Source organism: Shinella kummerowiae, assembly GCF_009827055.1.
In the GTDB taxonomy this organism is placed as follows: Bacteria; Pseudomonadota; Alphaproteobacteria; order Rhizobiales; family Rhizobiaceae; genus Shinella; species Shinella kummerowiae.
In genome coordinates, this window is record NZ_WUMK01000001.1 from 152,631 (window position 1) to 177,336 (window position 24,706).

At 63.4% G+C, this 24,706-nt stretch carries 27 protein-coding genes; 5 read left to right on the top strand and 22 right to left on the bottom strand.

All coding sequences use genetic code 11. The features are described 5' to 3' along the window. Nucleotides 1–148: 148 nt before the first annotated feature. The 4 genes from ccoS to ccoG are packed head-to-tail and all read right to left on the bottom strand — an operon-like array spanning nucleotide 149 to nucleotide 4,660. On the bottom strand, nucleotides 149–304 hold the full coding sequence (gene ccoS / locus GR138_RS00735; protein WP_160856706.1) for a cbb3-type cytochrome oxidase assembly protein CcoS: 156 nt from the start codon (nucleotides 302–304) through the stop codon (nucleotides 149–151). After that, nucleotides 301–2,595: a heavy metal translocating P-type ATPase gene (locus GR138_RS00740; RefSeq protein WP_160856707.1), complete on the bottom strand. Its 2,295-nt coding sequence runs from the start codon at nucleotides 2,593–2,595 to the stop codon at nucleotides 301–303. The genes ccoS and GR138_RS00740 overlap by 4 nt, the downstream gene beginning before the upstream one ends. After that, entirely contained in the window at nucleotides 2,592–3,089 is a 498-nt protein-coding gene (locus GR138_RS00745; protein ID WP_160856708.1) for a FixH family protein, read from the bottom strand. Before GR138_RS00745 ends, GR138_RS00740 begins: the two co-directional genes overlap by 4 nt. Beyond that, nucleotides 3,089–4,660 carry a cytochrome c oxidase accessory protein CcoG gene (gene ccoG, locus GR138_RS00750; RefSeq protein WP_160856709.1) on the bottom strand — a complete coding sequence of 524 codons (1,572 nt, stop codon included), beginning with the start codon at nucleotides 4,658–4,660 and terminating at the stop codon, nucleotides 3,089–3,091. Before ccoG ends, GR138_RS00745 begins: the two co-directional genes overlap by 1 nt. A 216-nt stretch (nucleotides 4,661–4,876) precedes the next feature. On the opposite strand from ccoG, the gene GR138_RS00755 reads away from it, so the two are divergent. From GR138_RS00755 to GR138_RS00765, 3 genes are all read left to right on the top strand, one after another. Further along, entirely contained in the window at nucleotides 4,877–5,293 is a 417-nt protein-coding gene (locus GR138_RS00755; RefSeq protein ID WP_160856710.1) for an SRPBCC family protein, read from the top strand. Continuing rightward, nucleotides 5,290–5,646 (top strand): VOC family protein, encoded by a 357-nt coding sequence (locus tag GR138_RS00760; RefSeq protein ID WP_160856711.1) that lies wholly within the window; start codon nucleotides 5,290–5,292, stop codon nucleotides 5,644–5,646. Before GR138_RS00755 ends, GR138_RS00760 begins: the two co-directional genes overlap by 4 nt. 117 nt (nucleotides 5,647–5,763) lie before the next feature. Next, the gene (locus GR138_RS00765) at nucleotides 5,764–6,501 is read left to right on the top strand and encodes a GGDEF domain-containing protein (RefSeq protein WP_160856712.1); all 738 of its coding nucleotides are present in this window, start codon (nucleotides 5,764–5,766) and stop codon (nucleotides 6,499–6,501) included. A gap of 47 nt (nucleotides 6,502–6,548) precedes the next feature. Here GR138_RS00765 and ccoP read toward each other — a convergent pair whose 3' ends face one another. Genes ccoP through ccoN form a run of 4 tightly spaced genes read right to left on the bottom strand, consistent with a single transcriptional unit; the run spans nucleotide 6,549 to nucleotide 9,943 of the window. Next, nucleotides 6,549–7,412, bottom strand: coding sequence for a cytochrome-c oxidase, cbb3-type subunit III (gene ccoP / locus GR138_RS00770; RefSeq protein WP_160856713.1), 864 nt, complete (start codon nucleotides 7,410–7,412; stop codon nucleotides 6,549–6,551). 2 nt (nucleotides 7,413–7,414) lie between these two features. After that, on the bottom strand, nucleotides 7,415–7,567 hold the full coding sequence (locus tag GR138_RS00775; RefSeq protein WP_069058482.1) for a CcoQ/FixQ family Cbb3-type cytochrome c oxidase assembly chaperone: 153 nt from the start codon (nucleotides 7,565–7,567) through the stop codon (nucleotides 7,415–7,417). 10 nt (nucleotides 7,568–7,577) lie between these two features. Then, a complete protein-coding gene (ccoO, locus tag GR138_RS00780) occupies nucleotides 7,578–8,309 on the bottom strand; it encodes a cytochrome-c oxidase, cbb3-type subunit II (RefSeq protein WP_160856714.1) in 732 nt (243 codons plus the stop codon). An 11-nt stretch (nucleotides 8,310–8,320) separates the two neighbouring features. Beyond that, nucleotides 8,321–9,943: a cytochrome-c oxidase, cbb3-type subunit I gene (gene ccoN, locus GR138_RS00785; RefSeq protein ID WP_160856715.1), complete on the bottom strand. Its 1,623-nt coding sequence runs from the start codon at nucleotides 9,941–9,943 to the stop codon at nucleotides 8,321–8,323. A gap of 210 nt (nucleotides 9,944–10,153) precedes the next feature. Here ccoN and GR138_RS00790 point away from each other — a divergent pair, with 210 nt between their 5' ends. Then, nucleotides 10,154–10,633: a hemerythrin domain-containing protein gene (locus GR138_RS00790; RefSeq protein WP_160856716.1), complete on the top strand. Its 480-nt coding sequence runs from the start codon at nucleotides 10,154–10,156 to the stop codon at nucleotides 10,631–10,633. A 4-nt stretch (nucleotides 10,634–10,637) separates the two neighbouring features. On the opposite strand, the gene GR138_RS00795 is transcribed toward GR138_RS00790, so the two are convergent. From GR138_RS00795 to hemN, 8 genes are all read right to left on the bottom strand, one after another. Further along, nucleotides 10,638–11,348, bottom strand: coding sequence for a PAS domain-containing protein (locus tag GR138_RS00795; protein ID WP_160856717.1), 711 nt, complete (start codon nucleotides 11,346–11,348; stop codon nucleotides 10,638–10,640). A gap of 237 nt (nucleotides 11,349–11,585) precedes the next feature. Then, the gene (locus tag GR138_RS00800; RefSeq protein ID WP_160857382.1) at nucleotides 11,586–12,515 is read right to left on the bottom strand and encodes a lipid A biosynthesis lauroyl acyltransferase; all 930 of its coding nucleotides are present in this window, start codon (nucleotides 12,513–12,515) and stop codon (nucleotides 11,586–11,588) included. 11 nt (nucleotides 12,516–12,526) lie between these two features. Further along, entirely contained in the window at nucleotides 12,527–13,555 is a 1,029-nt protein-coding gene (locus tag GR138_RS00805; RefSeq protein ID WP_160856718.1) for a zinc-binding dehydrogenase, read from the bottom strand. Nucleotides 13,556–13,568: 13 nt separating this feature from the next. Beyond that, nucleotides 13,569–14,855, bottom strand: coding sequence for a beta-ketoacyl-ACP synthase (locus tag GR138_RS00810; RefSeq protein WP_160856719.1), 1,287 nt, complete (start codon nucleotides 14,853–14,855; stop codon nucleotides 13,569–13,571). Nucleotides 14,856–14,865: 10 nt separating this feature from the next. Continuing rightward, the gene (locus tag GR138_RS00815) at nucleotides 14,866–16,065 is read right to left on the bottom strand and encodes a beta-ketoacyl-ACP synthase (RefSeq protein WP_160856720.1); all 1,200 of its coding nucleotides are present in this window, start codon (nucleotides 16,063–16,065) and stop codon (nucleotides 14,866–14,868) included. 2 nt (nucleotides 16,066–16,067) lie between these two features. Next, nucleotides 16,068–16,550: a 3-hydroxyacyl-ACP dehydratase FabZ family protein gene (locus GR138_RS00820; protein WP_160856721.1), complete on the bottom strand. Its 483-nt coding sequence runs from the start codon at nucleotides 16,548–16,550 to the stop codon at nucleotides 16,068–16,070. Between the two features lie 117 nt (nucleotides 16,551–16,667). Continuing rightward, nucleotides 16,668–16,952 (bottom strand): acyl carrier protein, encoded by a 285-nt coding sequence (locus GR138_RS00825; protein ID WP_150129872.1) that lies wholly within the window; start codon nucleotides 16,950–16,952, stop codon nucleotides 16,668–16,670. A 124-nt stretch (nucleotides 16,953–17,076) separates the two neighbouring features. Continuing rightward, nucleotides 17,077–18,426 (bottom strand): oxygen-independent coproporphyrinogen III oxidase, encoded by a 1,350-nt coding sequence (gene hemN, locus GR138_RS00830; RefSeq protein WP_160856722.1) that lies wholly within the window; start codon nucleotides 18,424–18,426, stop codon nucleotides 17,077–17,079. Nucleotides 18,427–18,637: 211 nt separating this feature from the next. On the opposite strand from hemN, the gene GR138_RS00835 reads away from it, so the two are divergent. Beyond that, the gene (locus tag GR138_RS00835; RefSeq protein ID WP_160856723.1) at nucleotides 18,638–19,363 is read left to right on the top strand and encodes a Crp/Fnr family transcriptional regulator; all 726 of its coding nucleotides are present in this window, start codon (nucleotides 18,638–18,640) and stop codon (nucleotides 19,361–19,363) included. A 9-nt stretch (nucleotides 19,364–19,372) separates the two neighbouring features. Here the strand turns inward: GR138_RS00835 and GR138_RS00840 are convergent, their stop codons facing one another. From GR138_RS00840 to GR138_RS00865, 6 genes are all read right to left on the bottom strand, one after another. Further along, entirely contained in the window at nucleotides 19,373–19,801 is a 429-nt protein-coding gene (locus GR138_RS00840; protein WP_160856724.1) for a L,D-transpeptidase, read from the bottom strand. Between the two features lie 153 nt (nucleotides 19,802–19,954). Beyond that, the gene (cbiB, locus tag GR138_RS00845) at nucleotides 19,955–20,935 is read right to left on the bottom strand and encodes an adenosylcobinamide-phosphate synthase CbiB (RefSeq protein WP_160856725.1); all 981 of its coding nucleotides are present in this window, start codon (nucleotides 20,933–20,935) and stop codon (nucleotides 19,955–19,957) included. A gap of 3 nt (nucleotides 20,936–20,938) precedes the next feature. Next, nucleotides 20,939–21,946: a threonine-phosphate decarboxylase CobD gene (cobD, locus tag GR138_RS00850; protein WP_160856726.1), complete on the bottom strand. Its 1,008-nt coding sequence runs from the start codon at nucleotides 21,944–21,946 to the stop codon at nucleotides 20,939–20,941. Further along, nucleotides 21,943–23,250: a cobyrinic acid a,c-diamide synthase CobB gene (locus tag GR138_RS00855; protein WP_160856727.1), complete on the bottom strand. Its 1,308-nt coding sequence runs from the start codon at nucleotides 23,248–23,250 to the stop codon at nucleotides 21,943–21,945. Before GR138_RS00855 ends, cobD begins: the two co-directional genes overlap by 4 nt. Beyond that, nucleotides 23,247–24,089: a uroporphyrinogen-III C-methyltransferase gene (gene cobA / locus GR138_RS00860; protein WP_160856728.1), complete on the bottom strand. Its 843-nt coding sequence runs from the start codon at nucleotides 24,087–24,089 to the stop codon at nucleotides 23,247–23,249. The genes GR138_RS00855 and cobA overlap by 4 nt, the downstream gene beginning before the upstream one ends. Then, complete coding sequence (locus GR138_RS00865) at nucleotides 24,089–24,565, bottom strand: cobalamin biosynthesis protein (RefSeq protein ID WP_160856729.1); 477 nt, start codon at nucleotides 24,563–24,565, stop codon at nucleotides 24,089–24,091. The genes cobA and GR138_RS00865 overlap by 1 nt, the downstream gene beginning before the upstream one ends. Between the last annotated feature and the right edge of the window lie 141 nt (nucleotides 24,566–24,706).

Here is a 24,706-nt window from a genome sequence, read left to right on the forward strand (position 1 = left end):
GCGGCGTGGGATTTGTCCGGACCCATGCCGGAGACGCCGCGCAAAAAGAGAGTTTGGAGCCTCGGCTCCAGCCGTGGTGTTTTGGCATTCAAATCGATTTACGACAAGCAATTGTTTGCTTGAAGTACGACTTTAGAACCACTCGAAGCTACCGCCCGGGCTTGTCCTCGCCATCATCGAGAACACGCCAGGCGGCCCCCTCGACATCGTCGTACTGGCCGCTCTTCAGCGACCACAGGAAGGCGGCAAGCCCCAATCCGCCAAGGAAGAGCGCAATGGGAATGAGAAATATCAGCGTGTTCATGCGGCTTGTACCACAGGTGTCGTCAGGCGGGCTTCGTCCGTCGCACGCGTCGCGAAGGCCGGCAGTTCTCCGCGCAGGCGAAGCGAGTTCAGCACCACGATGATCGACGACGTGGACATGGCAATGGCAGCGATCAGCGGCGTCGCGTGGCCGAGAATAGCGACAGGCACGGCGATGACGTTGTAGCCGACGGCGAGCGCGAAATTCTGCCGGATCAGCCGGTCAGCGCGCCGCGCGGTCTCGAAAGCGAAGGGTATGGCTTCGAGACTTTCATGCAGGAATACGAAATCCGCCGCCTGCCGGCCGACATCCGCCGCCGTCGCGGGGGCAATCGAGACATGGGCGGCGGCCAGCGCCGGCGCATCGTTGATGCCGTCGCCGACCATAAGCACGCGGCGCCCTGCCGCGGTACGCTCGGCAACCTCCTCCGTCTTTTCGCGCGGCGACAGGGCAGCGCGCCAATGGCCGATACCGAGCATGCCGGCAACGCGCGAAACGGCCGGCGCACGGTCGCCGGAGAGAATTGCCATCTCGATCCGCTCGCGCTTGAGGGCGGTTATGGCCTCGGCCGCGCCGGTGCGAAGCGCATCCTCGAAGCGGAACGTCTCAAGCACCACGCCGTCACGCCACAACACCACCTCGGAAAGCCCATGCGCCTCCTCGCCCACCACGGCTTTGCCGCAGGCGAAGGCACGGCTGCCGAGACGAAGCATACCTTGCGACGTCGCGGCTTCGAGGCCGCCGCCGGCAATCTCGCCGACCGTTTCGATGACGGGCATCGGGCCGGCATTGGCAGCCGCCAGCGCCATCGAGAGCGGATGCCGTGAATGCGCGGCGAGCGCCGCGGCAAGGGCAAGATGGGAACGGTTCACCGCCTCCCGGTCTACGAGGCGCGGCTTGCCGAGCGTCAGCGTGCCGGTCTTGTCGAAGACAGCGGTGTCGATTTCGGCAAGGCGCTCCATGGCGGAACCGTCCTTCACCATGACGCCGCCGGCAAAAAGCCGCCCCGCGGCCACCACCTGCACCACCGGGACGGCAAGGCCGAGCGCGCAGGGGCAGGTGATGATCAGAACCGCGATGGCAACCAGCATGGCATGCTTCCAGTCGCCATCATAAAAACCCCAGCCGAGGAAGGAGACGAGCGCCAGAAAATGCACGACCGGCGAATAGATCTGCGCGGCGCGGTCGGCGATGCGGCGATAGCGCGCCCGGCCGCCTTCAGCGGCCTCCATGAGGCCGATGACCTCCGAGAGGAACGAATTGCGCGCGGTGGCGACAGCCTCCACCAGCAGCGAACCGGTAAGGTTCATCGCCCCCGCTTCCAGCTGGGTGCCGGGCCCCGCCGCCAGCGGATCGCTCTCGCCGTTGACGATCGAGCGGTCGACGTCGCTGGCGCCCGAAAGCACGCGGCAATCGACGGGAATGCGCTCGCCGGCGGAAATGGAGAGGTGCTCGCCCACCGCGATCTCCTCGACCGGGCGATAGTCGCGGGTGCCATCCGGCCGCACCACCATCGCACCGCGCGGGGAAAGACGCGCAAGACCGGTTATCGCCGAGCGCGCGCGGTCGCGCATGATATGGTCCAGCGCGCGGCCGATCAACAGGAAGAAGAGCAGGCTGACCGTCGCGTCGAACCAGACATGTTCGGCGCTGTGCAGGGTTTCCCAAAGCGAGACCGTGTAGGACAGCGTGATGGCGAGCGCGATCGGCACGTCCATGTTGGTGCGGCCGTGGCGCAGCGCATTCCAGGCCGACTGGTAGAAAAAACGACCGGCATAGATCAGCGTCGGGCCGGCGATGAAGGCGGAGATCCAGTGGAACAGGTCGCGGGTCGCAGCCTCCGCACCCGACCACACAGAAACCGACAGCAGCATGATGTTCGTCGCGGCAAAACCGGCAACGGCGACCGCGCGGATCAACTGGTTGCGCAGCGCGTCGTCCCCCTCCGTCGTGAGCGAGAAGAGATGCGTATCGTAGCCGGTGGCGCGAATGGCGGCGGCAAAGGCCTGCGGATCGGTGCGCAGGCCATCCATATCCTCCATCCAGACCACCGAGACCCGGCGGGTGGACAGGTTGACGCGCGCACGCACCACGGCCGGCAATGCTTTCAACGCTCCCTCGACAGCGGTGATGCAGGCGCCGCAATGCACGCCCGGCACGCTCAGCTCGCTCTGCCGCAGCCCCTCGCCCACCGAACGGCTGGCAAGCAGCAACTCTTCCGACGACGGCAAGGCGTGCGCCAGACGCGCCACCTCGGCGGCGCCTTCCGTGCCCGGTGCGCAGCAGCTCATTTCGCCCCTCCCGCGACAATGGTCCGGAGGGTCTGGTGGAACACCTTCGCGCCGTCCTGTTTCGTGCTGATATCAACGATCCACTGGCCGACGGGAACATCGCGTTCGGCAACGAACAGCCCCGGCCCATCCGGCTCCAGCGCAAGCGTGAAATCTTCGCGCTCATCGACCGGACGCTTGAAGGTGGCAGCAACCTCGGTGGCGACAACCGGCGCGCCCTTGGCGTCGACGACACGATAGGCGATGCGTCCGTTCTCGATCACGAGACTACCCTCGATGCCGCTCGCGGCATGCGCCTTGGCCTCGGCCACCTTGCCATTGAATTGCTGACTGGCGACATAGGTGTTCTGCACGACAAGGCCGCTCCAGCTGTTGGAGGCGTTCCACGCCATGATCATGTTGACAGTGATGATGGTGCCGAAAAACAGCACCATGATACCGAGCATGTGCCAGCCGGTGAAGACGAAACCCTGCTGCCTGTTTTGCATAACCATCACTTTGCTCCCGGCGTGTTGAAGTTGGCGGAATAGGTGTCGCGCTCGTGGCCCTGCCGGTCCTCGGCGACGATGCGGAAGCCTTCGGCCGCCTCCGCGAGATGGTCCTTCGGCAGGGTGACGAAAACGCGCAGCGCCGTCACCTTGTCCGGATCGACCGGCACATCGATGCTACGGCCGGCCGCACCGGCATGACCTGCGATCTTCATGGTGGCGCCGGGCATGCCCTCGATCGATACGGTGATGACACGCGGCTCCGGGATCATGTTGAGCAGTTTCACGGCATAGCCGTTGCGGATCGACCCGTCGGATTCGACGACGAACTGGGGATTGCGGTCGTGGATGACGTTCAGGTCGAGCCGATCACGCGACAGCAGTGCATAAAGCAGCACCAGCCCGGCCAGCGACCAGATACCGAAATAGAGCAGCGTGCGCGGGCGGAAGATGATGCGCCAGTTGAAGTGACGGATTTTTCCGTCGAAGCGGCCGTCGGCATCACGCACGCGCTTGGGATCGACCGGCACCGTACCACCCGCCGTGGCGAGCGCCATGTTGGCCGCATAGTCCGACAGGGTGGCATAGGCGATGAGGCCGCGCTCCTTGCCGATCTTGTCCATCACATTGTCGCAGGCATCGATGCAGAGCGCGCAGGTGATGCACTCCATCTGCTGGCCGTCACGGATATCGATGCCCATGGGACAGACGACGACGCAGGCATTGCAATCGACGCAGTCGCCGACGTTCTCGCCGGCGGCGGCCGCCTTCTTGGCGTGTCGGGTGCGCGGCTCGCCACGCCAATCATTGTAGGTGACGACAAGCGAGCTTTCATCTAGCATCGCCGCCTGGATGCGCGGCCACGGGCACATATAGGTGCAGACCTGCTCGCGCATCAGCCCGCCGAAAATGTAGGTGGTCGCGGTCAGGATCGCGACGGTGATGTAGGCAACGGGCGGGGCCTGCAAGGTCGCGAAACTGACGAGCAGTGTCGGCGCATCGGCGAAATAGAAGATCCAGGCACCGCCGGTCGCAACCGCAATCACCAGCCAGATTGTATGTTTGCTGACGCGCTTCCACACCTTGTCGAAGGTCCACGGACCCGTATCGAGCTTGATGCGCGCATTGCGGTCGCCCTCGATCGCCCGCTCGACGACGAGGAACAGGTCGACCCAGACGGTCTGCGGACAGGCATAGCCACACCAGGCACGCCCGACGGCTGATGTGACGAGGAAGAGCCCGAACCCCGCCATGACGAGCAGGCCCGCGACGAAGAAGAATTCCTGCGGCCATATCTCGATGAAGAAGAAGTAGAAGCGACGGCCGGCAAGATCGACAAGCACCGCCTGGTCGGGCGCATGCGGTCCACGGTCCCAGCGGATCCATGGCGTCAGGTAGTAGATGCCAAGCGTCACCAGCATGACCAGCCATTTGAACTGCCGGAAACGACCCTCCGCGCGTTTTGGAAAGATCTTCTTGCGCTTTTCGTAGAGCGGCTTGCGAACCTTCGCCGAATTGACGGGCTCCGCCTCATGGCGCTCGATGGACGTGTAGATCGTGGTGGTATTCTTTTGCATGGGACTCGGCCGCACCTGTCGTTGTGCCGCCACCATGACGCTAACAACCGCCGCCATCGTTGATCTACGTCAAGTTTCGCGCACACGGCGGCGTGGCGGGTTGCCGCATCACAGTCGAACGCGCATCGGTTTCGTACGCAACGAACGATGATATGTTCACTTTTCGTTCGACATTTGCCCGCCTTTTCCTCTATTCTCCGGACAGAGGAGACAGCGATGACCACCGTTCCCGCCCGCATCATCCACCGAACCATCGCGCGCGACTGGCGCACGGTCTACGCCTTTGCCGCCCGGCCGGAGGCGATGCCGCTCTGGGCCTCCGGCTTGGCCGCGGGCCTGACGCGGGACGGCGAGGAGTGGGTCGCCGATGGCGGGCCGATCGGCGATGTGCGTGTGCGCTTCGCACCGCCGAACGATTTTGGTGTGATTGACCACAAGGTAACGCTACCGAACGGCATCGTCGTCGACAATGCCCTGCGCGTCGTGCCAAACGGCGATGGCGCGGAGGTCATGTTCACGCTGTTGCGCCAACCGGGTATGGACGATGCGGCCTTCGAAGCGGATGCGGCGCATATCGCCCGCGATCTCGATGCGCTGAAAAGATTGATGGAAGACAAGGAGACCCCGCGATGAGTGGCAAGGGCACGGATCGCAAGATCGACTATATCGAATTCAATGTCACCGACATCACCCGGAGCAAATCCTTCTACGGCGGCGCCTTCGGCTGGACGTTCACGGACTACGGTCCTGAATACTGCGAATTTCAGGATGGCCGCCTCACTGGAGGTTTCACGACGCTCGCGCCGGTCTCGGCCAAGGGGGGACCGCTTGTCATCCTCTTTGCCGACGATCTCGAAGACGCGCTCGGCCGGGTGGAAAAGGCGGGCGGAACGATCATGAAACCCATCTTCGCCTTCCCCGGCGGCCGACGTTTCCAGTTCGCGGATCCAGATGGCTACGAGCTTGCGGTCTGGTCCGACCGGTAACCGACCTTCCGCAACGTCAATGTGATTGCCCTGACGACTTTTAGCGAAGGAATTCAGGCTTTTTCAATCAGACGCTCATAGGCAAGGCCTGCGATCAAACGAACGCGGGGCCGTTTCATGTACAAAATCCTCGGCAAGACACTGGCGGTCGCCGTGCTCTCCATGCTGGCGTCGCTGCTCATCAGCTTCGCCTTCGTGCCGCTGATGGGCGGTCAGGTTGCCGGCGCAGGTCTCGTCATGACGATCGTCTGTCCCATCGTCATCTCCATCCCGGCCTCGCTTGTGCATTTCTATCGTGGAGAGAAGCTGCGCTCGACCAATGCAGCACTCGCGGCGGCGCGGGACGAGCTGACGGAGGCCTACACCCGGCTACAACACCAGGCGCGACGGGATGCACTGACCGGCCTGCTTAACCGCGCCACATTCATCGCCGAGCTGGGGTCCGCAAGCCAGGCCGGCGCGCGTGGCGGACTGCTGTTCCTTGATGTGGATCATTTCAAGTCGGTCAACGACCGCTTCGGACATGCGACAGGCGACGAGGCTCTCGAACGTGTGGGCAGTACCCTCTCAGCGCTGACGTCGGAAGGTGATCTGGTCGGCCGGCTCGGCGGCGAGGAGTTCGCGATCTTCCTGCACGGTGCATCGCCCGAACGCATGCTCGACCATTCGCAGGCGGTGCGCGAGGCTGTGAGGGCCATCGAGCTGCTCTCTCCGACAGGACACCGTGTCCCGCTCGGCATCAGCATCGGCGCCTTCCACTGCGCGCCGCGCTTCGACCCGGCGGAAGCGCTTGCGGCCTCCGATCGCAATCTCTACCGGGCAAAATCGGCCGGCCGCAACACCGTCGTCGCATGAAAAAGGCCGCGGAGACCGCGGCCTTCTTACTTGAAAGTGTCCAGTGTTTACTCGCCGCCGCCCAGCGAATGGACGAAGACGGCGAGCTGCTTGACCGCAGGGTCGCCGAGACGCGGCAACCAGGCAGGCATGACACCATGCTTCGGCGACTTGATTTGCGTGGCGATGGCAGCCTCCCCCTCGCCTTTCAGCCAGATGGCGTCGGCAAGGTTCGGGGCGCCCATCTCGCGGTTGCCACTGGCGTCTTCGCCATGGCAGGCGGCGCAGTTGTCGGCAAAGATCTGCTTGCCGGGCTCGACCATGCCGGCATCCGCCGGCGTGCCCGTCAGGTTGACGACGAAGGCCGCGACCTGCTTGATTTCCTCCGGCTGGAGAATGTCGCCATAAGCGGGCATTTCGGAGACGCGGGTCTCGTCGTCACCCGGATGGCGGATGCCGTGGGCGATCGTCTGGTAGATGTCATCCGCCGTTCCACCCCAGACCCAGTCGTCGTCGTTGAGATTCGGGAAGCCGACGAAGCCGGCGGCACCCGAACCATGGCATTGCGCGCAGTTGACCTTGAAGGCCGAGGCGCCGCCAGCAATGGCGAATTGCGAGAGCTGCGGATCGGCCATGATCTCCTGCAGCGACGACTTGGCGATGCGGTCGACCATCCCGGCCTGTGCCTGCTTGGCGCTGGCAAGCTCGGTCGCGATATTGGCGCGGCTCGACCAGCCGAGCATGCCGGTCGTCGCATCGGAGATCAGCGGCCAGGCTGGAAACGCGATCGTGTAGCCGATCGCCCAGAGGATCGTGGCGTAGAACGTCCAGACCCACCAGCGCGGCATCGGATTGTTGAGTTCGCGGATACCGTCCCATTCGTGGCCGGTGGTTTCGACGCCCGAGATTTCGTCGATGTGTTTCTCGGCCATGATCAGTCCTCCTTGAGAGGGATTTCAGCAGCCCGTTCCGCGGCCTTGCGGGCGCCGGGGCGGAAGACGAAGGCGACGACGGCCAGGAAGAACAGCGTCATGGCGAGAAGCGCCCAGCTGTCGGCGAAGTGGCGCATGGCGGTATAGGTTTCCATGGGCCCCTCCTCAGCGGTAACCGGCGGCGTCGTCATAGGTGGAGAAGTCCACCAGCGTGCCGAGCATCTGCAGATAGGCGACGAGCGCATCCATTTCGGTGAGCTTGGCCGGGTTGCCGTCGAAATCGCCAAGCTTGGCCTTCGGGTAACGGGCCTCGATGCCGGACGTGTCGGCATTCGGGTCGGCCTGCGCCTTCATGTCGGCCACGGCGTTTTCCAGCATCTCGTCCGTATAGGGCACGCCGACGGCGCGGTTGGCCGACAGGTGCATCGAGATGGTCTTCACCTCGATGGGTGTCTCCTTGAGGAAGGCATAGCTTGGCATCACCGATTCCGGCACGACCGAGCGCGGCTCGATCAGGTGCTGGACGTGCCACTCGTTCGAGTATCGGTCGCCGACGCGGGCGAGGTCCGGCCCCGTGCGCTTCGAGCCCCACTGGAACGGATGATCGTACATCGATTCCGCGGCAAGCGAGTAATGCCCGTAGCGCTCCACCTCGTCGCGGAACGGCCGGATCATCTGGCTATGACAGGTGTAGCAGCCCTCGCGGACGTAGATGCCGCGGCCCGCAAGCTCCAGCGGCGAATAAGGCCGTACGCCCTCCACCTTCTCGATGGTGTTTTCGAGGTAGAAAAGCGGAGCGATCTCGACGATGCCGCCGATGGAGACGACGAGCAGCGAGCCGACGAGGAGAAGCGTCGCGTTGCGTTCGAGGATGGCGTGTTTATCAAGAATGGACATCGTGTCCCCTCCTATTCGGCCGGCTGGAGCGCAGGCGTGGCACCCGGGATCGGGGCCTCGTCACGCTGGTAGCCGAGGATTGTCATGGTCACGTTGTAGGCCATGATGAGCGCCCCCAAGAGGAACAGCCCACCGCCAACGGCCCGCAGCACGTAGTAGGGGAACATGGCGGCGATCGTTTCGGCGAACGAGTAGACCAGGAAGCCCTGCTCGTCGTATTCGCGCCACATCAGGCCCTGCTGGATGCCGGCGACCCACATGACGGCCGCGTAGATGACGATGCCGAGGGTCGCCAGCCAGAAGTGCCAGTTGACCATGCGGATCGAGTAGAGCCGCTCGCGGTTCCACAGTTTCGGCACGAGGAAGTAGACCGCGCCGAAGGTGATCAGGCCGTTCCAGCCGAGCGCACCCGAATGCACGTGGCCGATCGTCCAGTCCGTATAGTGGCTGAGCGAGTTGACCGACTTGATCGACATCATCGGACCTTCGAAGGTCGCCATGCCGTAGAAGGCGATGGCCATGACCATCATGCGCACGATCGGGTCGGTGCGGATCTTGTCCCAGGCGCCCTGAAGCGTCATCAGGCCGTTGATCATGCCGCCCCACGAGGGCATCCAGAGCATGATCGAGAAGACCATGCCGAGCGTCTGCGCCCAGTCCGGCAGCGCCGTATAGTGCAGGTGGTGCGGGCCGGCCCAGATATACATGAAGATCAGGGCCCAGAAGTGGATGATCGACAGGCGGTAGGAATAGACCGGCCGGTTCACCTGCTTGGGCACGAAGTAGTACATCATGCCGAGGAAGCCGGCCGTCAGGAAGAAGCCGACGGCATTATGGCCGTACCACCACTGGGTCAACGCGTCCTGCACGCCCGAGAAGGCCGAATAGCTCTTCACACCAAGGAACGAGACCGGGACGGCCAGGTTATTGACGATATGCAGCATGGCGACGGTGACGATGAAGGCGAGAAAGAACCAGTTGGCCACATAGATGTGCGGTTCCTTGCGGGTCAGGATCGTGCCGAGGAAGGCGATCAGATAGGCGACCCACACGACGGTCAGCCAGATATCGACATACCATTCCGGCTCGGCATACTCCCTGCCCTGCGTGATGCCGAGCAGATAGCCGGTTGCGGCCATGACGATGAAGAGCTGATAGCCCCAGAACACGAACCAGCCGAGATTGCCGCCGAAAAGACGGGCGCGCGAGGTGCGCTGCACGACATAGAACGAGGTCGCGATCAGCGCATTGCCGCAGAAGGCGAAAATGACCGCCGAGGTATGCAGCGGCCGCACACGGCCGAAGTTGAGCCATGGCTCGATATTGAGATCGGGGAAGGCAAGCTGCGCGGCGACAACGACGCCGACCAGAAAGCCGACGACGCCCCAGAACACCGTGGCGATGACGCCGTAGCGGATAACCTCGTCGAAATAGCCGTCGTCGTGCTCCGACGACCTGCTGGCGATCACCGGCGCAAAGGAGATGCGCCGGATCATGAAGAGCGTGCTGGCGAGCAGCACGAAGAAGAGAACCCACATATGGGCCTCGAAGAGCCTGTCCTGGGCGAATGCCGCGCCGAGCAGCGCGATGAACGCGCCGACGGCCAGGACGATCGTTTCCGTTACATATTTCATCGTTGGCATCCCCCAACTCGTCAATTTCTCGCTCGGACCGGTTCCCGCACGGAATCGGCCTTTGCGCTCGATTGAGGCTTCGCAGATGCGCACGGAAGCATCCTTGACATGGATCAAGGCGGGGACCGGAAGCGGACGGCATCAAAGGGACAGGTTGACGCAGCCGCGCGTCGAAACACCCGCGGCTCTTCCCAAACGAGGAAGCACGACATGACAGACTATGCAGATATCGCCCGGCTGCTATCCGATCGCCCGACGGACGCCGTCTCGCTCGACTGGCTGAAGAAAGCCCATGACACGCAGCTGACGCTTTGCACGGCGCTGGAGGAAATCGCCGACAGCCTCCCGGCGAACATCAACCGGCAAAAATGCATCTATGCCGCCAAGTCCCTGATTCCACTGGTCAACGGTGTGCACCGCTATGAGGAGGAAGCCCTGTTTCCGCTGCTGGAAAGCAAAGGCGCCGGCGACCCGGAACTGGCAGACTCCATCGCCCGGCTGAAATTCGAACATGTCGAGGACGAGTGCTTCGCCGAAGAGTTGACCGACACGCTGACGCGCCTCGGCAGCGGCGACGGCACCGTCAACGCAGAAGCCGCGGGCTACATGCTCCGCGGCTTCTTCGAATCGATCCGGCGCCATATCGCTTTCGAACAGCAATTCATGCTGCGCGGCGGTCTCGCCGCATGATGGCTCAGGCTGCCATCGGGTCGCGCACTTCGTGCAGTTCCTGAAGCACGAGGATGGCGCCGAGCGCGTTTCCGGCAGCCGACATGCAAGGCGTCATCCGGCAACGGATCATCGCATTGCCACGACGCGAGGAAAGATAGTCGTATTCGACCATCTCTCCCGCAAAACAGCGGTCCAGATGGCGCTTCACACGGCTTTCAAAGCGCTGCACACCGATGAACTCCACGACATGCCGCCCCACGAGATCAATGGGTTTCTCGCTAAAGCGCTCGGCATTGAGCGGGTTGGAATAGATATAACGGTAGTCCGTCGCAATGACGGCAACCCGGTCCGGCAAACTGTCGAGGATCGCCTCGTTGAGCAGCCCGTCCTCCACCACCCGCGGCACTGTCATGGGGCGCGCGACCTCCGGCAGTTTCAACCCGAACGGTGTTCCAGCCTCTTCGGTGCCGAAATAGCGGTCCAGCAAAACCTTGAAACTATGCGCCTGCCGGAGCACGCAGGCCCTGTCTTCCGACTCCTCCCGAAGAAGGTCCACCACGAACTGGAACTGCGACCGCAGCTCGGAAGCGTCATTGGCTTCCCTGTTCAACACAGCCGCCAGAGCGGGCTCTATTTCCCTGTCCAGCATGGAAATGAGTCTCTCATTTCCCGTCCTCACTGCATGCTGGAGTTGAGAATACTTAAACCAGAACAACTCTACAAGAGCTTTCAATTCATGCTCCCTGAATTGCTGAAATCTACAGCAATTGCATCACTACATTATTCAAACTGTCCAGAAATGAGATGCAGCTTTGATCTTACCTCCCCCAAATATGCTATCCAAAGCGCTTACATTAGCAAAATGGTAACAGCGAACAGAAGGATGTCAAACCCGAATTAGCCAAAAGTCGCATAAATCGGCAAACTGAACGTATTCAAAATTAGAATGCAAAGAAAAAAATGTAAGCACTCAAGTAATAAGGCTACGCTTGATATTCCACCGATCGTGATACCAAAGCCATTGGCCGGGATATTCCCGCACCCATTGTTCCACCTTGTCGTTGAGCATCTGCGCGGTCGCATCGACGTCAACAGCACCATTCTCCTTGCGGGGAACCTGCATTGCCGGTTCCAGCTCCAGGCGGTAGCGATTGCCGGGCAGACGAATGCACCGGGCCGGATAGACCTCGCAATCGAACTGGCGGACGAGCTTGGCGAGCAGCGGATTGGTCTGCACGTCGCGGCCGAAGAATTTCGTGTGCAGTCCCTTGTTGAACTTCTGATCGACCAGCACGCCAACCGGACCGCCCGCCTCGAGCTTGCGGGCAAGCGTGAAGGAAGATCCGGCGTGGGACGGCACGAGATTGCCCATGCGGGCACGACGGAATTCGAACACCTTGTCGGCAACATAGGGATTGTTCGGCGGCCGGAACAGCACCGTCACATCAAGCCCGAAGGACGCCCCGGCCACCGGCAGCAGCTCGAAATTGCCGGTATGCGCCGTGAAGACGATGAAGGGGCGCGGATTGTCGCGCAGGTCGAGGAACAGCGGAATGCCCGACACCTCGATCCGCCCCGGCGCAGTTCGCGAAGGGTCGAAATCGAACAACCGGTCGAGGAAGACATATTCGGCGGCAAGCCGGCCCATATTGCCCCAAGCGTCAAGCGCAATGGTCTCGATCTCCGCCTCCGGCTTTTCCGGAAAGGCGTTGCGCAGATTGGTCAGCGTCAGCGTATGCCGGCTCGTCTTCGGGCCGATCCAGCGTGCCGCGCGGTCGGCAAAGTTGATTGCCCGGTCGGCCGGCAGCAGCTTCAGAAGGTTGAGCAGGCCGAAGGCGAATTGCGCCACCAGCCATTGCTGTGTGTTCCGGAGCGCCAGGACAAGGCGTGCGACGAGCATTTTCACAAATATCAGTCCAGCTTCAGGACGATCTTGCCGAAGATCTGGCGTGATTCCATGCGTTCAAGCGCGGTTGCGATACCGTCGAAAGTGACTTCCGTATCGATGACCGGATGAACGACGCCGCGCGCCATCTTCTGCATGGCATTCGCCATGTTCTCCATGCGGCAGCCAAACGAGCCGAGCAGCTTCAACTGCTGCTGAAACAGCATCATCAGATTGAGATCGGTCGATACACCGGATGTGGAGCCGCAGGTGACGAGACGGCCGCCGCGCTTCATGCACAGCATGGAGCCGGCCCAGGTGTCCTTGCCGACATGTTCGAAGACGACGTCGACGCCCTTCTTCTTGGTCAGCTTGCGCACCACACCTTCGAAACGGTCTTCGCGGTAGTTGATGACGTGGTCGGCGCCGAGCGCCTTGGCCTTCTCGATCTTGTCGTTCGAGCCGACGGTGGTGATGACGGTGCAGCCGGTCTTCTTGGCGAGCTGGATCGCCGCCGTGCCGATGCCGGAGCCGCCGGCATGGACGAGGATCGTTTCACCGGGCTCGAGCTTGGCGTTGTCAAACAGCATGTGCTCGACCGTGCCGAAGGTCACGGGGGCCAGCGCCGCGCCAACGGCATCGACGCCAGGCGGTGCCGGCACCAACAGACGGGCCGGGAGATTGACCTTCTCCTGCGCAAAACCGTCAAGATGGAAGCCGTGCACACCACCGACATGTTCGCAGAGATTGTCGCGGCCTTCGCGGCAGGGCTTGCAGAGGCCGCAGGTGCGCGCGCCGTAGATGGAGACAAGCTGTCCGGGCAGAACATTGGAAACGCCCGGGCCGAGCGTCTCGACGACGCCGGCCGCTTCGGCACCGATAACCAGCGGCATCTTGCGCTTGGCGAAGGCCATGCCGCGCCAGCCCCAGACATCGATATGGTTGAGGGCGACGGCCTTCACGCGCAGCGTCACCTCGCCCGGGCCGGGAGCGTCCGGTTCCGGGATATCGGTCAGTTCGAGCTTGCGGTCGTCGAGAAGCTGGAGGGCACGCATTGTCTTGTTCCTATCAGGCCGGTTCGGCCGTCATGACGAGGCTGGCGTTCTGGCCGCCGAAACCGAAGGAGTTCGAAAGCACGGCAGTCACCTGCTTGTCGCGCTTCACGTTCGGCACGACGTCGAGCACGATTGCCGGGTCGGGATTCTGGTAGTTGATGGTCGGCGGCAGGGTGCCGGTCAGCATGGTCTGGATCGAGAACACCGCTTCGACCGCACCGGCGGCCGTCAGCGTGTGGCCGATCATCGACTTGTTGGACGAAACCGGAATGGCCGCCAGCTTTTCGCCGAAGACGGTCGACATGGAAAGATACTCCATCTTGTCGTTTTCCGGCGTCGAGGTGCCATGGGCATTGATATAGCCGATGCCGCTCTCGTCGATGCCGGCGTCTTCCAGCGCGGCACGGATCGTCGCGATGGCCGGGCCGCCATCCGGTGAAGACCGCGTGCGGTGGAAATGATCCGCCTTCTCGCCGCAGCCCTTGAGGATGCCGAGCACTTTCGCGCCGCGGGCGATGGCGGATTCGAGCGATTCCAGCACGAGCGTCGCAGCGCCTTCGGCGATGACGAAACCGTCGCGGTCCTTGCTGAACGGCTTCGACGCCTTGGTCGGCGGGTCGTTCTGCGTCGAGAGTGCGGAGAGCAGCGCGAAGCGGATCAGCGCTTCGGCGGTCACCGAACCGTCGGTGCCGACGGTGAGCGCCCGGTCGGTGCGGCCCTGGCGGATCGCCTCGACGCCGAGCTGGATCGCCGTGGCGCCCGAGGCGCAGGCGGTCGACAGCGTCACCGGCAGGCCGCGTGTGCCGTAGCGGTCGGCAAGGCGTTCGGAGATCGCGCCGAACGCCCAAGCCTCATGCAAGGCCGGCTCGGCCTTGTCCCGCAAGACGGCGAGGAAACGATCATAGGCATCGCCCGGACGCTGCGACGGCGGCGCGCGGTCAGCGAGCGCAAAACGGTCGCGCCAGTCGGGCTCGATCGGCGGGGCGGCCAGGAAGAGCGGACCGCCGAATTCGCCGGAAAGGCCGGCCTGCGCCAGCGCCTCGTCCGTCGTTTCGCGCGCATAGGCATAGGAGCGCTCGACCGGGTTTTCGACCGGCAGGTCGATGAAATCGACCGTACCGGAAATACGGGTGTTCAGGCCATCGACCGGAAAGCGGGTGATGTCGTGGATGCCGGACACACCGCCGGTAAGCGCGGTCCAGTTGTCCTTCAGCCCCTGCCCCAGCGAGGTGATGACGCCCATGCCCGTGACGGCGACGATCGGGCGACCGAGGTGATCCCTGTAAGCGGCGTTCATCATGGCCGGAACCTCATTTTTCTGCCGAAAGGATTGCGACACCTTCGCCGCGCGAATGGCCAACCGTCGTCACGACGGCGGTCGCGGCAGGCGCGGTCATGGCTGTTTCCACCGCCGTGTCGAACGGAGCGACCGTCGCGCCAGCGCCGAGGGTCAGCGCGGCAAGCGCCAGACCAAGCGGGAACTGGGCTTCGAGCGACTGGCCGATCACGGCGCTGTAGCCACGCACGGCACTGCCGGAAAAGCGCTTGCCGAGCCAGGCCTTCTCGCGCGTCGTCGCATCATGTGCACCGGATGCGCCGGAAAAGACCACCGTCTCGCCCCCTGCGGACGCGCCTTCCGCGAGTCGCTCAAGCCGCGCTTCCAACCGGCCCTCGTCGCGCGAACCACGGTCGCCGCCGATGGCGTCGATCGTCGCATAGATGCGCGCGCCGCGGGCTTCCGCATGCGCACGCGATTCAAGGATGAGGAACGCGGCAGCCGAACCGGTGATGATACCGCCACCGGCGTTTCCATCGCGTGACCACAACGGCGTCCAGCCACCGGTCGCATGCGCGCCGATGGCTTCATAAAGCAGGATGACGTCCTGTCGCTCGGCAACCAGCGCACTGCCAACGAGCGTATGCGTCGACTGACCGGCGCGAATGCGGTGGAAGGCCGTTTCGACGGCACTGATGCCGGCGGCTTCCTCACCCATGAAGGTGCGGGACGAACCGGTCACCTTGTGCACGATGGAAATATTGCCGGCGAGCAGATTGGAGAGCTGGGCAAGGAAGAGCGTCGGGCGCAGCTCCGTCGTCAACTTCTCGTTCAGAAGGTGTTCGCGGTCATTGCGCTTCAAGCCTTCGTCGACGATCAGCGAATCCACGGCAATGTCGCGCTCGCCACCACCGGCAGCCACGATCATGTCCATCGTGCCGCAGGCTTCCGCATTGTCCTTCAGCCCGGCGTCGTCCAGCGCGAGGCCGGCGGTGAAGACGCCGAGGCGTTGCCAGTTTTCCATCTGGCGCTGGTCGCCGCGCTTGGCGATCTGCTGGTTCCAATCGATTTCCGGCATGGGATGCACCGGATAGGGCGCAAAGCGCTCCGTCTCGATCTTCAGCTCCGGCGCCTTCGCGCCACCGAGGATTTCCACATGGGCCTCAGCTCCGACACCATGACAGGTGACGATGCCGACGCCCGTGATCACCACATCGTTGTTCGCCTTGGCCATGCTCATTTCCCTTCCGCCGACGCCGCGAGCGCCTCGAACAAACCCACCTCTTCCGCACGCTTGCGCACGATATCCGCGAGCGGCACTTCGGCAAACGGCATGGTGCGCAGCTTGAGCTGCGCATCGCACACCTTCTTGCCGGCGGAGGAGATCTTCGCCTTGGTCACGGCATAACCCGATCCGTCGTGTTCCAGCACGGCCTCGATGTCGAGCACCGCATCGGGCTCGACGAAGGTGCGCATCTTGGCGCCATCGACGGTCATCAGGAAGGGCATGGCAGCAAAATCGGACGCCGCAAGCACCAAGAAGCCCGACGCCTGCGCCATGGTCTCGATCAGGAGCACGCCCGGAACGAGCGGCATGCCGGGAAAATGACCCTCGAAAACCGGGCTCTTCGACGGCACGACCGAGCGGGCCTTCAGCACGCGACGCGCGCCGTCAACCGTCTCTACCCGGTCGATCATCTGAAAATATTCTAACAACATCGCTTATGCCTCCGGCGGGTTCCGGAAATCGAAAGGCCTGCCGAAGACGGCAGGCCGCAAGCCAAAGGCGCCGGGAACCCGGCGCAAAGCCGCAAAACGCAGCCGGTTGCCGTGGCCTCAGGCCTTGGCAGCCCGCAATTCGTCGATCTTGGCGCAGAGGTTCTTCAGGACGAAATACTCTTCCGTCGCGACCTTGCCCTCGTTGACGTCCTGCGTCCACTTTTCCAGCGGGATCTTGATGCCGAATTCCTTGTCGATCGCAAAGACGATGTCGAGGAAGTCCAGGCTGTCGATCCCGAGATCGTCGATGGTGTGGCTGTCCGGCGTGATCGTCTCGCGATCGATTTCGCTCGTCTCAGCAATGATGTCGGCAACCTTGTCAAATGTAGCAGTCACGCCCATACCTCATGAATCTATAGTTGGGCGATCCTATATGGAAATCCGACGCAATTGCCAATGGGCTTGATGAGGGCCCTGCATAGCCGGCAAAGCTGTGTTGCGCAAACGACATGCCCATGACGGCCGGTCAGACCGCGACGGAATGCCGGCCGCGGCCGCTGGCAAGATGCGCATCGAAGACGGCGGCGACCGTGCGAGCGAAGGGGCGACCTGTCGCGGTCAACATGAAACGACCCCCTTCAATCCGGGTAAGGCCATCCTTGTCCGACGCGACAAACTGGAGGGCTTCCGACCGGATGGTGCCGGCCAACTCCGGATACCGAGCGGTGATATCGACGAAGGAAAAGCCGAAATCGCACATGACGCGCTCGATGACCCAGGCGCGGCCGCGGTCCTCCGCCGTAAAGGAATAGCCGCGAACCGCGGCGAGGCCGCCCTCGCCCACCCGCCGCAGATAGTCGCCCGTCGCGGGCATGTTCTGGATGTAGCCCTGCGGCAACTGTCCGATGGACGACGCCCCCAGCCCGATCAGTGCATCCGCCGCGTCATCCGTATAACCCTGGAAATTGCGACGTAGCGTGCCGTTCCGGGCCGCGATCGCCAACCGGTCGGTCGGCAAGGCGAAATGATCGATGCCGATCGCCTCGTAGCCGGCGCCGACCAGCATCTCCGCCGCCATCTGCATCTGGTCGAAGCGCGCGACGACACCCGGCAAGGCTGCCTCGTCGATCATCGTCTGGTGCTTCTTCATCCACGGCACATGGGCGTAGCCGAAAAGCGCGATGCGATCGGGCGCAAGCGAAATAACGGCCAGGACGGTCTGCGCGAGCGTCTCCACCGTCTGATGCGGCAGGCCATAGAGAATGTCGCAATTCACGGAGCGCACGCCCCTTGCCCGCGCCGCCTCCACTACGCCGCGGGTCTGCTCGAACGTCTGGATGCGGTTGATGGTCTTCTGCACCGACGGATCGAAATCCTGGATACCGAGGCTCGCACGCGTCATGCCGATTTCCGCGAGCGCATCGTGCCGGGCGTCGTCGAGATCGTTGGGGTCCATCTCTACGGAGATTTCGGCACCGGCTGAGAAGGCGAAGTTTTCCGCAAGACAGGCTTTCAGGGCGACCATGTCATCGGGCCGCAGCAGGGTCGGCGAGCCGCCCCCGAAATGCAGCGCCGTCACCGGTACGTCCCGAGACACGCGACCGCCGATGGCGGCGATCTCCGCAGAGAGCCCCTTCAAATAGGCGGCGACCGGCTCGTAGCGCAGCGTCTGCTTCGTGTGACAGGCACAGAACCAGCAAAGCCGGTCGCAATAGGGAACATGCACGTAAAGCGAGAGGCGATTCTTCGCATCCAACGCGCCGAGCCAGCGCGCATAGACGTCCGCATCGATGCTTTCGTTGAAATGCGGCGCGGTGGGATAGCTCGTATATCGCGGCACCGGCGCCGAAAGGCGCTCCACGAGGGCGTCATGCATGGTCAATCTCCTTGCTCGCGAAGGAAATAAACCGGAAAGAGCCGCCGCCATTTGATTTTGATCAAGTGAAAGCGGGAAGGACTGGGCTAGGATTTGACAATAGTCAGGAAGCGCTATTTTGCCGCTGGGCGGCACGCTTTATGTTCGGGTCTGTGTGCGGTAGCACGGCAGCGTTGTGCCGCTCGACCGCCGGGCGAAAGGAAAAGCCGAAATGGAAGTTCGCCGCCGAGATATCCACAATTCCGATATCCCCATCGTGTGCCGCGCCTGCGAGGCACGCCACGGCGGCGTCTGCGGCACGCTCACCCCAGAACAGCTGACCGAACTCAACAAGCACTCCACCCGCCATCGCCTCGAAACCGGAGCCGAAGTGATCGGCCAGGGCGAGACCATCGTGAACTATTCCAACATCATGCGCGGCGTGGTGAAGCTGACCAAGGTGATGGCCGACGGCCGCCAGCAGATCGTCGGCCTGCAGTTCGCGCCCGATTTCCTCGGCCGCCCCTTCCTGGAGGAAAGCGCGATCACCGCGGAGGCTGCGACCGAAAGCGAAGTCTGCAACTTCCCGCGCCCCGTGCTCGACCGGCTGATGAAGAAGACGCCGGAACTGGAACACAAGCTGCACCGTCAGGCCTTGAAGGAACTGGACGAGGCACGCGACTGGATGCTGACGCTCGGCCGCAAGACGGCGCAGGAGAAAGTGGCAAGCTTCCTCTATCTCATCGCCACCCATATCGATCCAGAAAGCGTCGATATGTCGACCTTCGACCTGCCGCTGTCGCGCGCCGACATCGCCGACTTCCTTGGACTGACGATCGAGACCGTCAGCCGGCAGTTCACCAAACTGCGCAAGGAAAACGTGATCCGCATCGAGAACAACCGGCACGTGATCGTTCCCGACATGGACCGCCTGATGCGCTACGCCAGCGCCGACTGAGTTCCAGCGTTAGCGCGTGATCACGATGCGGGTCTTGGATAGCCCGTTGCTCTTGGCCATCTGGAAGAATGTCGCCGCATTGCTCGGATGCAGGCGCACGCAGCCATGCGACGCAGGGCGTCCGAGACGCTTCGTCTCGTAGGTCGCATGCACCGCATAGCCGCCCTTGAAGAACACTGCATAGGGCATCGGCGCGTTGTTGTACTTGCGCGAACGATGGTTTCGCGAGGTCCACTTCGCCGACCACGCGCCCGTCGGCGTGCCAAAACCCTTGCGGCCGGTCGACACCCGCCAGCGATATTTTACGATACCGTTCTGAGTAACGACCATGGTCTGCGAAGCAAGGCTGACCTGGGCGACAAGATTGGCGGAAAGAGCAGTTTGGGTTTGAAACAGTACAAGAAGGAATGCGACTGAAATCGCAAACAAGGTACGCATGACTTCCCCTCTACACGATTTGGGTATGGCTTCAACGCCATGTCTCACAGCGAGACAGAATATAGACGTTTCAGCCTTCCGCAATATTGACGAGGGTAACGAAAAGAAAACGAAGTTAAGGCGTAAAATTTTACGGAATGCAGGTTCCGGCGCTCAAAACAACAGAGCAAGAAAGAGTGCGAGCGCGACGGAACCGGCAAGTGCAGCGCAGGCAAACGAGAAAATCCGCAAGGAAAGATCGATATCCGCCGCCGTTGCCACGGTGCGGCCACTGGCATTCATCATCGGCTCGTCAACACGCGTGCCGCCATAGATACGCGGTCCGGCTAGGCCGATGCCAAGCGCTCCGGCCATCGCCGCCTCCGGCCAGCCGGAATTGGGCGAACGGTGCAGTCCGGCATCCCTCAGTGCCGTGCCGACTGCCGCGCGGGCGGCGCGCCTGCCCTTCGCCACGAAGGCCCCGGCAGCGATAGAAAAGATCGAGAGCCGCGCGGCCGGCCAGTTGGCGAGGTCGTCCAGCCGGGCGGAAGCCCAGCCGAAATCGAGATATTTCGCATTCTTGTGGCCGATCATCGAATCGGCCGTGTTCAGCATCTTGTAGGCAAACAGGCCCGGCAGGCCGAGAAGCGCATACCAGAGCGCCGGTGCTACGACGCCATCGGAAAAATTCTCCGCCAGGCTCTCGATGCCGGCACGGCAGACGGCCGGCTCGTCGAGTGTTGCCGGATCACGCCCGACAATCATCGACACCGCATGACGGCCACCGTCGAGCCCGCCGTTTTTGAGGCCGCTGGAAACGGCACGAACGTGGTCGTGCAGGCTCTTCTGGGCCAGAAAGATCGCGACGACGACGATCTCGACGACAACACCAAGAACGCCGAGCGGTACCAGCAGCCGGTGCAACAGGAAGCCAAGGAAAAGGCTGGTGGCAAGCAGCACGGCGATGCCAGCTGCGCCATTGAAGCGCTTCGTCTGCGCGGTCAGGCGCTTGCCGTTGAAGAGCGTGTCCATCAGGCCGATCGCCCGGCCGAAAAGCACGACCGGATGCGGCACACGGCGCCAGATCCTGTCCGGATCGCCGACGAGGCGGTCCAGCACGAGCGCGAAGAACAGGACGAGCAATGTTTCCGCCATCGTTCAGCCGATCACATCTGTCAGCGCCGCGGCAAGCCGGGCATCCGCCACGCTATCCGGCGCCAGGCCGAAGCGGAGCCAACGCGGATTGTAGTCGAAAGGACGAACAAGGATATGATGCCGGCAAAGTCCCTCGTGAAGCGTTCCCGCATCCGCATGGTCCACCAGAGAAAAAAGACCGGTGCCGCCGACGATCTCGAGACCGGCGCCGGAGAGTGTCACATCGAGCGAGGCTTTCCGCGCATCGATGCTTAGGCGGATGGCGGACGTATCGGAGGTCATGAGTTTTGTCGCTATCGTCAGCGCCGGCCCCGATACCGCCCAGGGTCCGAGCCCGTCCTCGATGCGGTCGAGAACCGCCGTCTCGCCGATGACGAAACCGAGGCGCAGGCCTGCCAGGCCGAAGAACTTGCCGAAGGAGCGGAAAACCAGGAGGCCGGGCGTCTCGTCACCCGCCAGCGGCGAAAGGCAGGTCTCTGGCCCCATGTCCCCGAAGGCTTCGTCGACGACGAGCAACCCGCCCGTGCGGGCAACACGGGCATGAAGATCGAGCAAGGTCGCGCGGGAAAACAGGCGACCGTCCGGGTTGTTGGGGTTGACGACGACCACGAGGCCATACGCATCGGAAACGGCATCGAGGTCCGTTATACGGTCCACCGGCAGGCCGGCATTTTCCAGCACGCGCGCATATTCGCCATAGGTTGGCGAAAGCACCGCGGCACGACGCCCGGCCGCGACAAATCGTGGGAGCAACTGGATGACGGACTGCGTGCCGGGCACGGGCAATGGCAGGGCATTCGCGGTGGAATAGTACTGGGCAGCAGCTAAGCGCGCCGCATCCTGCCGTTGCCGGTCCGGCAGGCGATGCCACGCCGCAATGTCCACATCCGGCAGGATGGCGGGAATGGGATTGATGCCCGTCGACAGGTCGAGCCAATCCTCCGGCCGGCCGCCAAAGCGCGCGGCAGCCGCGGCAATGCCGCCACCATGGGCGATGCGCGGCGCGGTCATACGGCCTCCGGCGCCAGATCGACGAGATGCATGTAGGAGCCGCTGACATTGCCGCGGCGCAGGCCGGTCCAGCCGAGATCCTCGCCCATCGCATCCGCAACGGCAAAGAGACGATCCGCCTCGCCCTCCTGCTGCACGGTCGAGTAGTGGAATTCATGGGCGGTCATCGGCGCGTCGAAGCCCGAGCCCGCAAGCGGCGTGACACGGCGATAGCCGAGATGACGGCGGCGTTCGGCAAAGCTGGTAACGAGCGGCAGCAGGCCCAGCATGCCGTGGCGTGAGCCATCCGCTGCAACCAGTGCTTCCCCCAGAGTCATGTAGCCCCCGCATTCACCATAGATGCGTGCGCCCCGGCGCGCCGCGTCCTGCATGCCTAGGCGGAAATGCTCGGCATTGGCAAGGGTTGCCGCGTGGAGTTCGGGATAACCACCGGGTAGATAGACGGCATCGGCATCGGCGGCCGGCGCTTCATCCGCCAGGGGCGAGAAGAAGGAAAGGCTCGCCCCCGCCTGCCGCCAGCCCATCATGAGATGCTCATAGGTGAAGGCGAAGGCGGTGTCGCGCGCAATGGCGATGCGCTGGCCAAACGGCGGCAGGCGCGAGACGGTCAGCCCGGCGGGCTGTACGACCCGTGTCGCCGCAAGCGCGACTAGGCGGTCGAGATCGCAGCACCGTGAGACGACCGCTGCCGCATGGGCGATGAAGGTTTCCAGCATCCCGTGTTCGCCCGCCTGCACGAGGCCCAGATGGCGTTCCGGCAAAACGAGTGCCGGGTCACGTTCGAGCACGCCGAAAATATCGACACCGCTCGCCTCGAGAGCACCGCGCAGCATCGCTTCGTGCCGGGCGCTGCCGACCTTGTTCAGAATGACGCCGGCCACGCGGATATCGCGGCGAAAATCCTGATAGCCCTTCACCATAGCGGCAACGGATTGCGACAGGCGGCTGCAGTCGACGACGAGCACGACGGGCAGGTCGAGCGTCACAGCCAAGTCGGCCGGCGCGCCCGTGCCATCGGCGGCACCGTCGAACAGCCCCATCATCGCCTCGATGAGCAGGAAATCCCCCTCACCGGTCTGAGCGGCGGCATTGGCGCGGATAAGGTCGGGGCGCATGGCCCAGGGGTCGTAGTTGAGGCAGGGTCTGCGGCTGGCGGCGGCATGAAAGGCCGGGTCGATATAATCCGGCCCCGCCTTGCCGGAAACGAGACGCACACCGGCATCGGCGAGCGCGCGCGCCAAGCCGAGTGTCACGGTCGTCTTGCCGGAGCCGGACGCGGGCGCGGCGATGAGCAGACCGCTCATGCCGGATCCTTGAGCCCGCGGGAACCGAACGGGTCGGGCAAAAGCGTGCGGCCCTGCGTCAAGGCGCCGAGCCAGTCGAGCGACGCGCGCAGGCGCACGACCTCGCCGACGACGACGATAGCAGGCGGCTCGATGCCGGCAGCCTGCACATCGGCTTCGGCACGGGCGAGCGTCGTTTCCAGCACCTGCTGTTCGGCGGTCGCGGCATTGCAGACGAAGGCGACGGGCTCGTCCGGCGCGCGGCCGCCGGCGATGAGGTTGGCGGCGATCTGGCCGATATGTTTCATCGCCATGTACATGACGATGACCGGCGAGCCTTTGGCGATGCCGTCCCAATTGATGCGGTCCGGCACGAGGCCGGACGAATCGTGGCCGGTCAGGAACGTCACCGCGTGATTGACCTCGCGGTGCGTCACCGGAATGCCGGCATAGGCAAGACCGCCGATACCCGCCGTGATACCCGGCACGATGCGGAAGGGAATCCCGTGCTCGATCAGCGTCAACGCCTCCTCGCCTCCCCGGCCGAAGACGAAGGGATCGCCGCCTTTCAGCCGCAGCACGCGGTGGCCCGCGCGGGCGAGTTCGACGAGCCTGAGCGAAATATCCCGCTGCTTGTGCGACGGCTTGCCACCGCGTTTTCCGGCGAATTCCAACAGCGCTCCGGGATGGGCAAGCGACAGGCAGTCGGCGTTGACCAGCGCATCATGCACGATGACATCGGCCTGCTGGAGGGCATTGGCGGCGTGCAGGGACAGAAGACCCGGATCGCCCGGGCCGGCCCCGACGAGCCAGACGCTGCCTTTCTCCATCGACGGCAGGGCCGAGAACAGGGCGTGCATCAGGCATACTCCCGGTTAGAATCAAAATGCGAGGGAGCGGATTCGGTCTCTGAACAAGCCACCGCAAAGCCTTGAAACGATTCGGCGACGGCGACAGTGGCATGGGCGGATTTCGTCTTCTCCACGAGCAGTCGCGCGTCCGGCCCCGCCTGCGCCAGCGCCGCCGCTTCGGCAACACCGTGGCAGCCCGTATGGGCGAAGACCAGGTCGGAAGGATTGGCAAGCCGTGACGTTTCAGCTTCAAGACGCGCGGCCGGAAAGGTCACGAGCGGCACGGAAAAATGCCGGGCGACGGCGAGCATGGCCGGTTCTCCTGCGCGCACGTCCAGCGTCGCGATGGCGACGATCTGCTCCGGGCAGGCAATGACGGAGGCGGCAAGGTCGATGAGTTCGGCAGGCGGTGTTCCGCGTTCGCAGCCGAGGCCGAGGACGAGCGATCGTCGTCCAGTATCCGGTGATGGGGCCTCAGGGCGCATAGCGGTCTCTCGCAAAATTCCACGCGAAAGGCCCGGCATCGCCGTCATCCGACAGTTCCGGATGAAGCCCCTCTGGGTCAGCCGCACCGGACACCGCTCGGCCCACCCGCGGGCACCGTCGCCCCTTCTTAGTATCGGAGG

Excerpts from the sequence above, each read along its gene's own strand:
- ccoS (WP_160856706.1), bottom strand. The coding sequence starts at position 304 with ATGAACACGCTGATATTTCTCATTCCCATTGCGCTCTTCCTTGGCGGA.
- GR138_RS00740 (WP_160856707.1), bottom strand. The coding sequence starts at position 2,595 with ATGAGCTGCTGCGCACCGGGCACGGAAGGCGCCGCCGAGGTGGCGCGT.
- GR138_RS00745 (WP_160856708.1), bottom strand. The coding sequence starts at position 3,089 with ATGGTTATGCAAAACAGGCAGCAGGGTTTCGTCTTCACCGGCTGGCAC.
- ccoG (WP_160856709.1), bottom strand. The coding sequence starts at position 4,660 with ATGCAAAAGAATACCACCACGATCTACACGTCCATCGAGCGCCATGAG.
- GR138_RS00755 (WP_160856710.1), top strand. The coding sequence starts at position 4,877 with ATGACCACCGTTCCCGCCCGCATCATCCACCGAACCATCGCGCGCGAC.
- GR138_RS00760 (WP_160856711.1), top strand. The coding sequence starts at position 5,290 with ATGAGTGGCAAGGGCACGGATCGCAAGATCGACTATATCGAATTCAAT.
- GR138_RS00765 (WP_160856712.1), top strand. The coding sequence starts at position 5,764 with ATGTACAAAATCCTCGGCAAGACACTGGCGGTCGCCGTGCTCTCCATG.
- ccoP (WP_160856713.1), bottom strand. The coding sequence starts at position 7,412 with ATGGCCGAGAAACACATCGACGAAATCTCGGGCGTCGAAACCACCGGC.
- GR138_RS00775 (WP_069058482.1), bottom strand. The coding sequence starts at position 7,567 with ATGGAAACCTATACCGCCATGCGCCACTTCGCCGACAGCTGGGCGCTT.
- ccoO (WP_160856714.1), bottom strand. The coding sequence starts at position 8,309 with ATGTCCATTCTTGATAAACACGCCATCCTCGAACGCAACGCGACGCTT.
- ccoN (WP_160856715.1), bottom strand. The coding sequence starts at position 9,943 with ATGAAATATGTAACGGAAACGATCGTCCTGGCCGTCGGCGCGTTCATC.
- GR138_RS00790 (WP_160856716.1), top strand. The coding sequence starts at position 10,154 with ATGACAGACTATGCAGATATCGCCCGGCTGCTATCCGATCGCCCGACG.
- GR138_RS00800 (WP_160857382.1), bottom strand. The coding sequence starts at position 12,515 with ATGCTCGTCGCACGCCTTGTCCTGGCGCTCCGGAACACACAGCAATGG.
- GR138_RS00805 (WP_160856718.1), bottom strand. The coding sequence starts at position 13,555 with ATGCGTGCCCTCCAGCTTCTCGACGACCGCAAGCTCGAACTGACCGAT.
- GR138_RS00810 (WP_160856719.1), bottom strand. The coding sequence starts at position 14,855 with ATGATGAACGCCGCTTACAGGGATCACCTCGGTCGCCCGATCGTCGCC.
- GR138_RS00815 (WP_160856720.1), bottom strand. The coding sequence starts at position 16,065 with ATGGCCAAGGCGAACAACGATGTGGTGATCACGGGCGTCGGCATCGTC.
- GR138_RS00820 (WP_160856721.1), bottom strand. The coding sequence starts at position 16,550 with ATGTTGTTAGAATATTTTCAGATGATCGACCGGGTAGAGACGGTTGAC.
- GR138_RS00825 (WP_150129872.1), bottom strand. The coding sequence starts at position 16,952 with ATGGGCGTGACTGCTACATTTGACAAGGTTGCCGACATCATTGCTGAG.
- hemN (WP_160856722.1), bottom strand. The coding sequence starts at position 18,426 with ATGCATGACGCCCTCGTGGAGCGCCTTTCGGCGCCGGTGCCGCGATAT.
- GR138_RS00835 (WP_160856723.1), top strand. The coding sequence starts at position 18,638 with ATGGAAGTTCGCCGCCGAGATATCCACAATTCCGATATCCCCATCGTG.
- GR138_RS00840 (WP_160856724.1), bottom strand. The coding sequence starts at position 19,801 with ATGCGTACCTTGTTTGCGATTTCAGTCGCATTCCTTCTTGTACTGTTT.
- cbiB (WP_160856725.1), bottom strand. The coding sequence starts at position 20,935 with ATGGCGGAAACATTGCTCGTCCTGTTCTTCGCGCTCGTGCTGGACCGC.
- cobD (WP_160856726.1), bottom strand. The coding sequence starts at position 21,946 with ATGACCGCGCCGCGCATCGCCCATGGTGGCGGCATTGCCGCGGCTGCC.
- GR138_RS00855 (WP_160856727.1), bottom strand. The coding sequence starts at position 23,250 with ATGAGCGGTCTGCTCATCGCCGCGCCCGCGTCCGGCTCCGGCAAGACG.
- cobA (WP_160856728.1), bottom strand. The coding sequence starts at position 24,089 with ATGCACGCCCTGTTCTCGGCCCTGCCGTCGATGGAGAAAGGCAGCGTC.
- GR138_RS00865 (WP_160856729.1), bottom strand. The coding sequence starts at position 24,565 with ATGCGCCCTGAGGCCCCATCACCGGATACTGGACGACGATCGCTCGTC.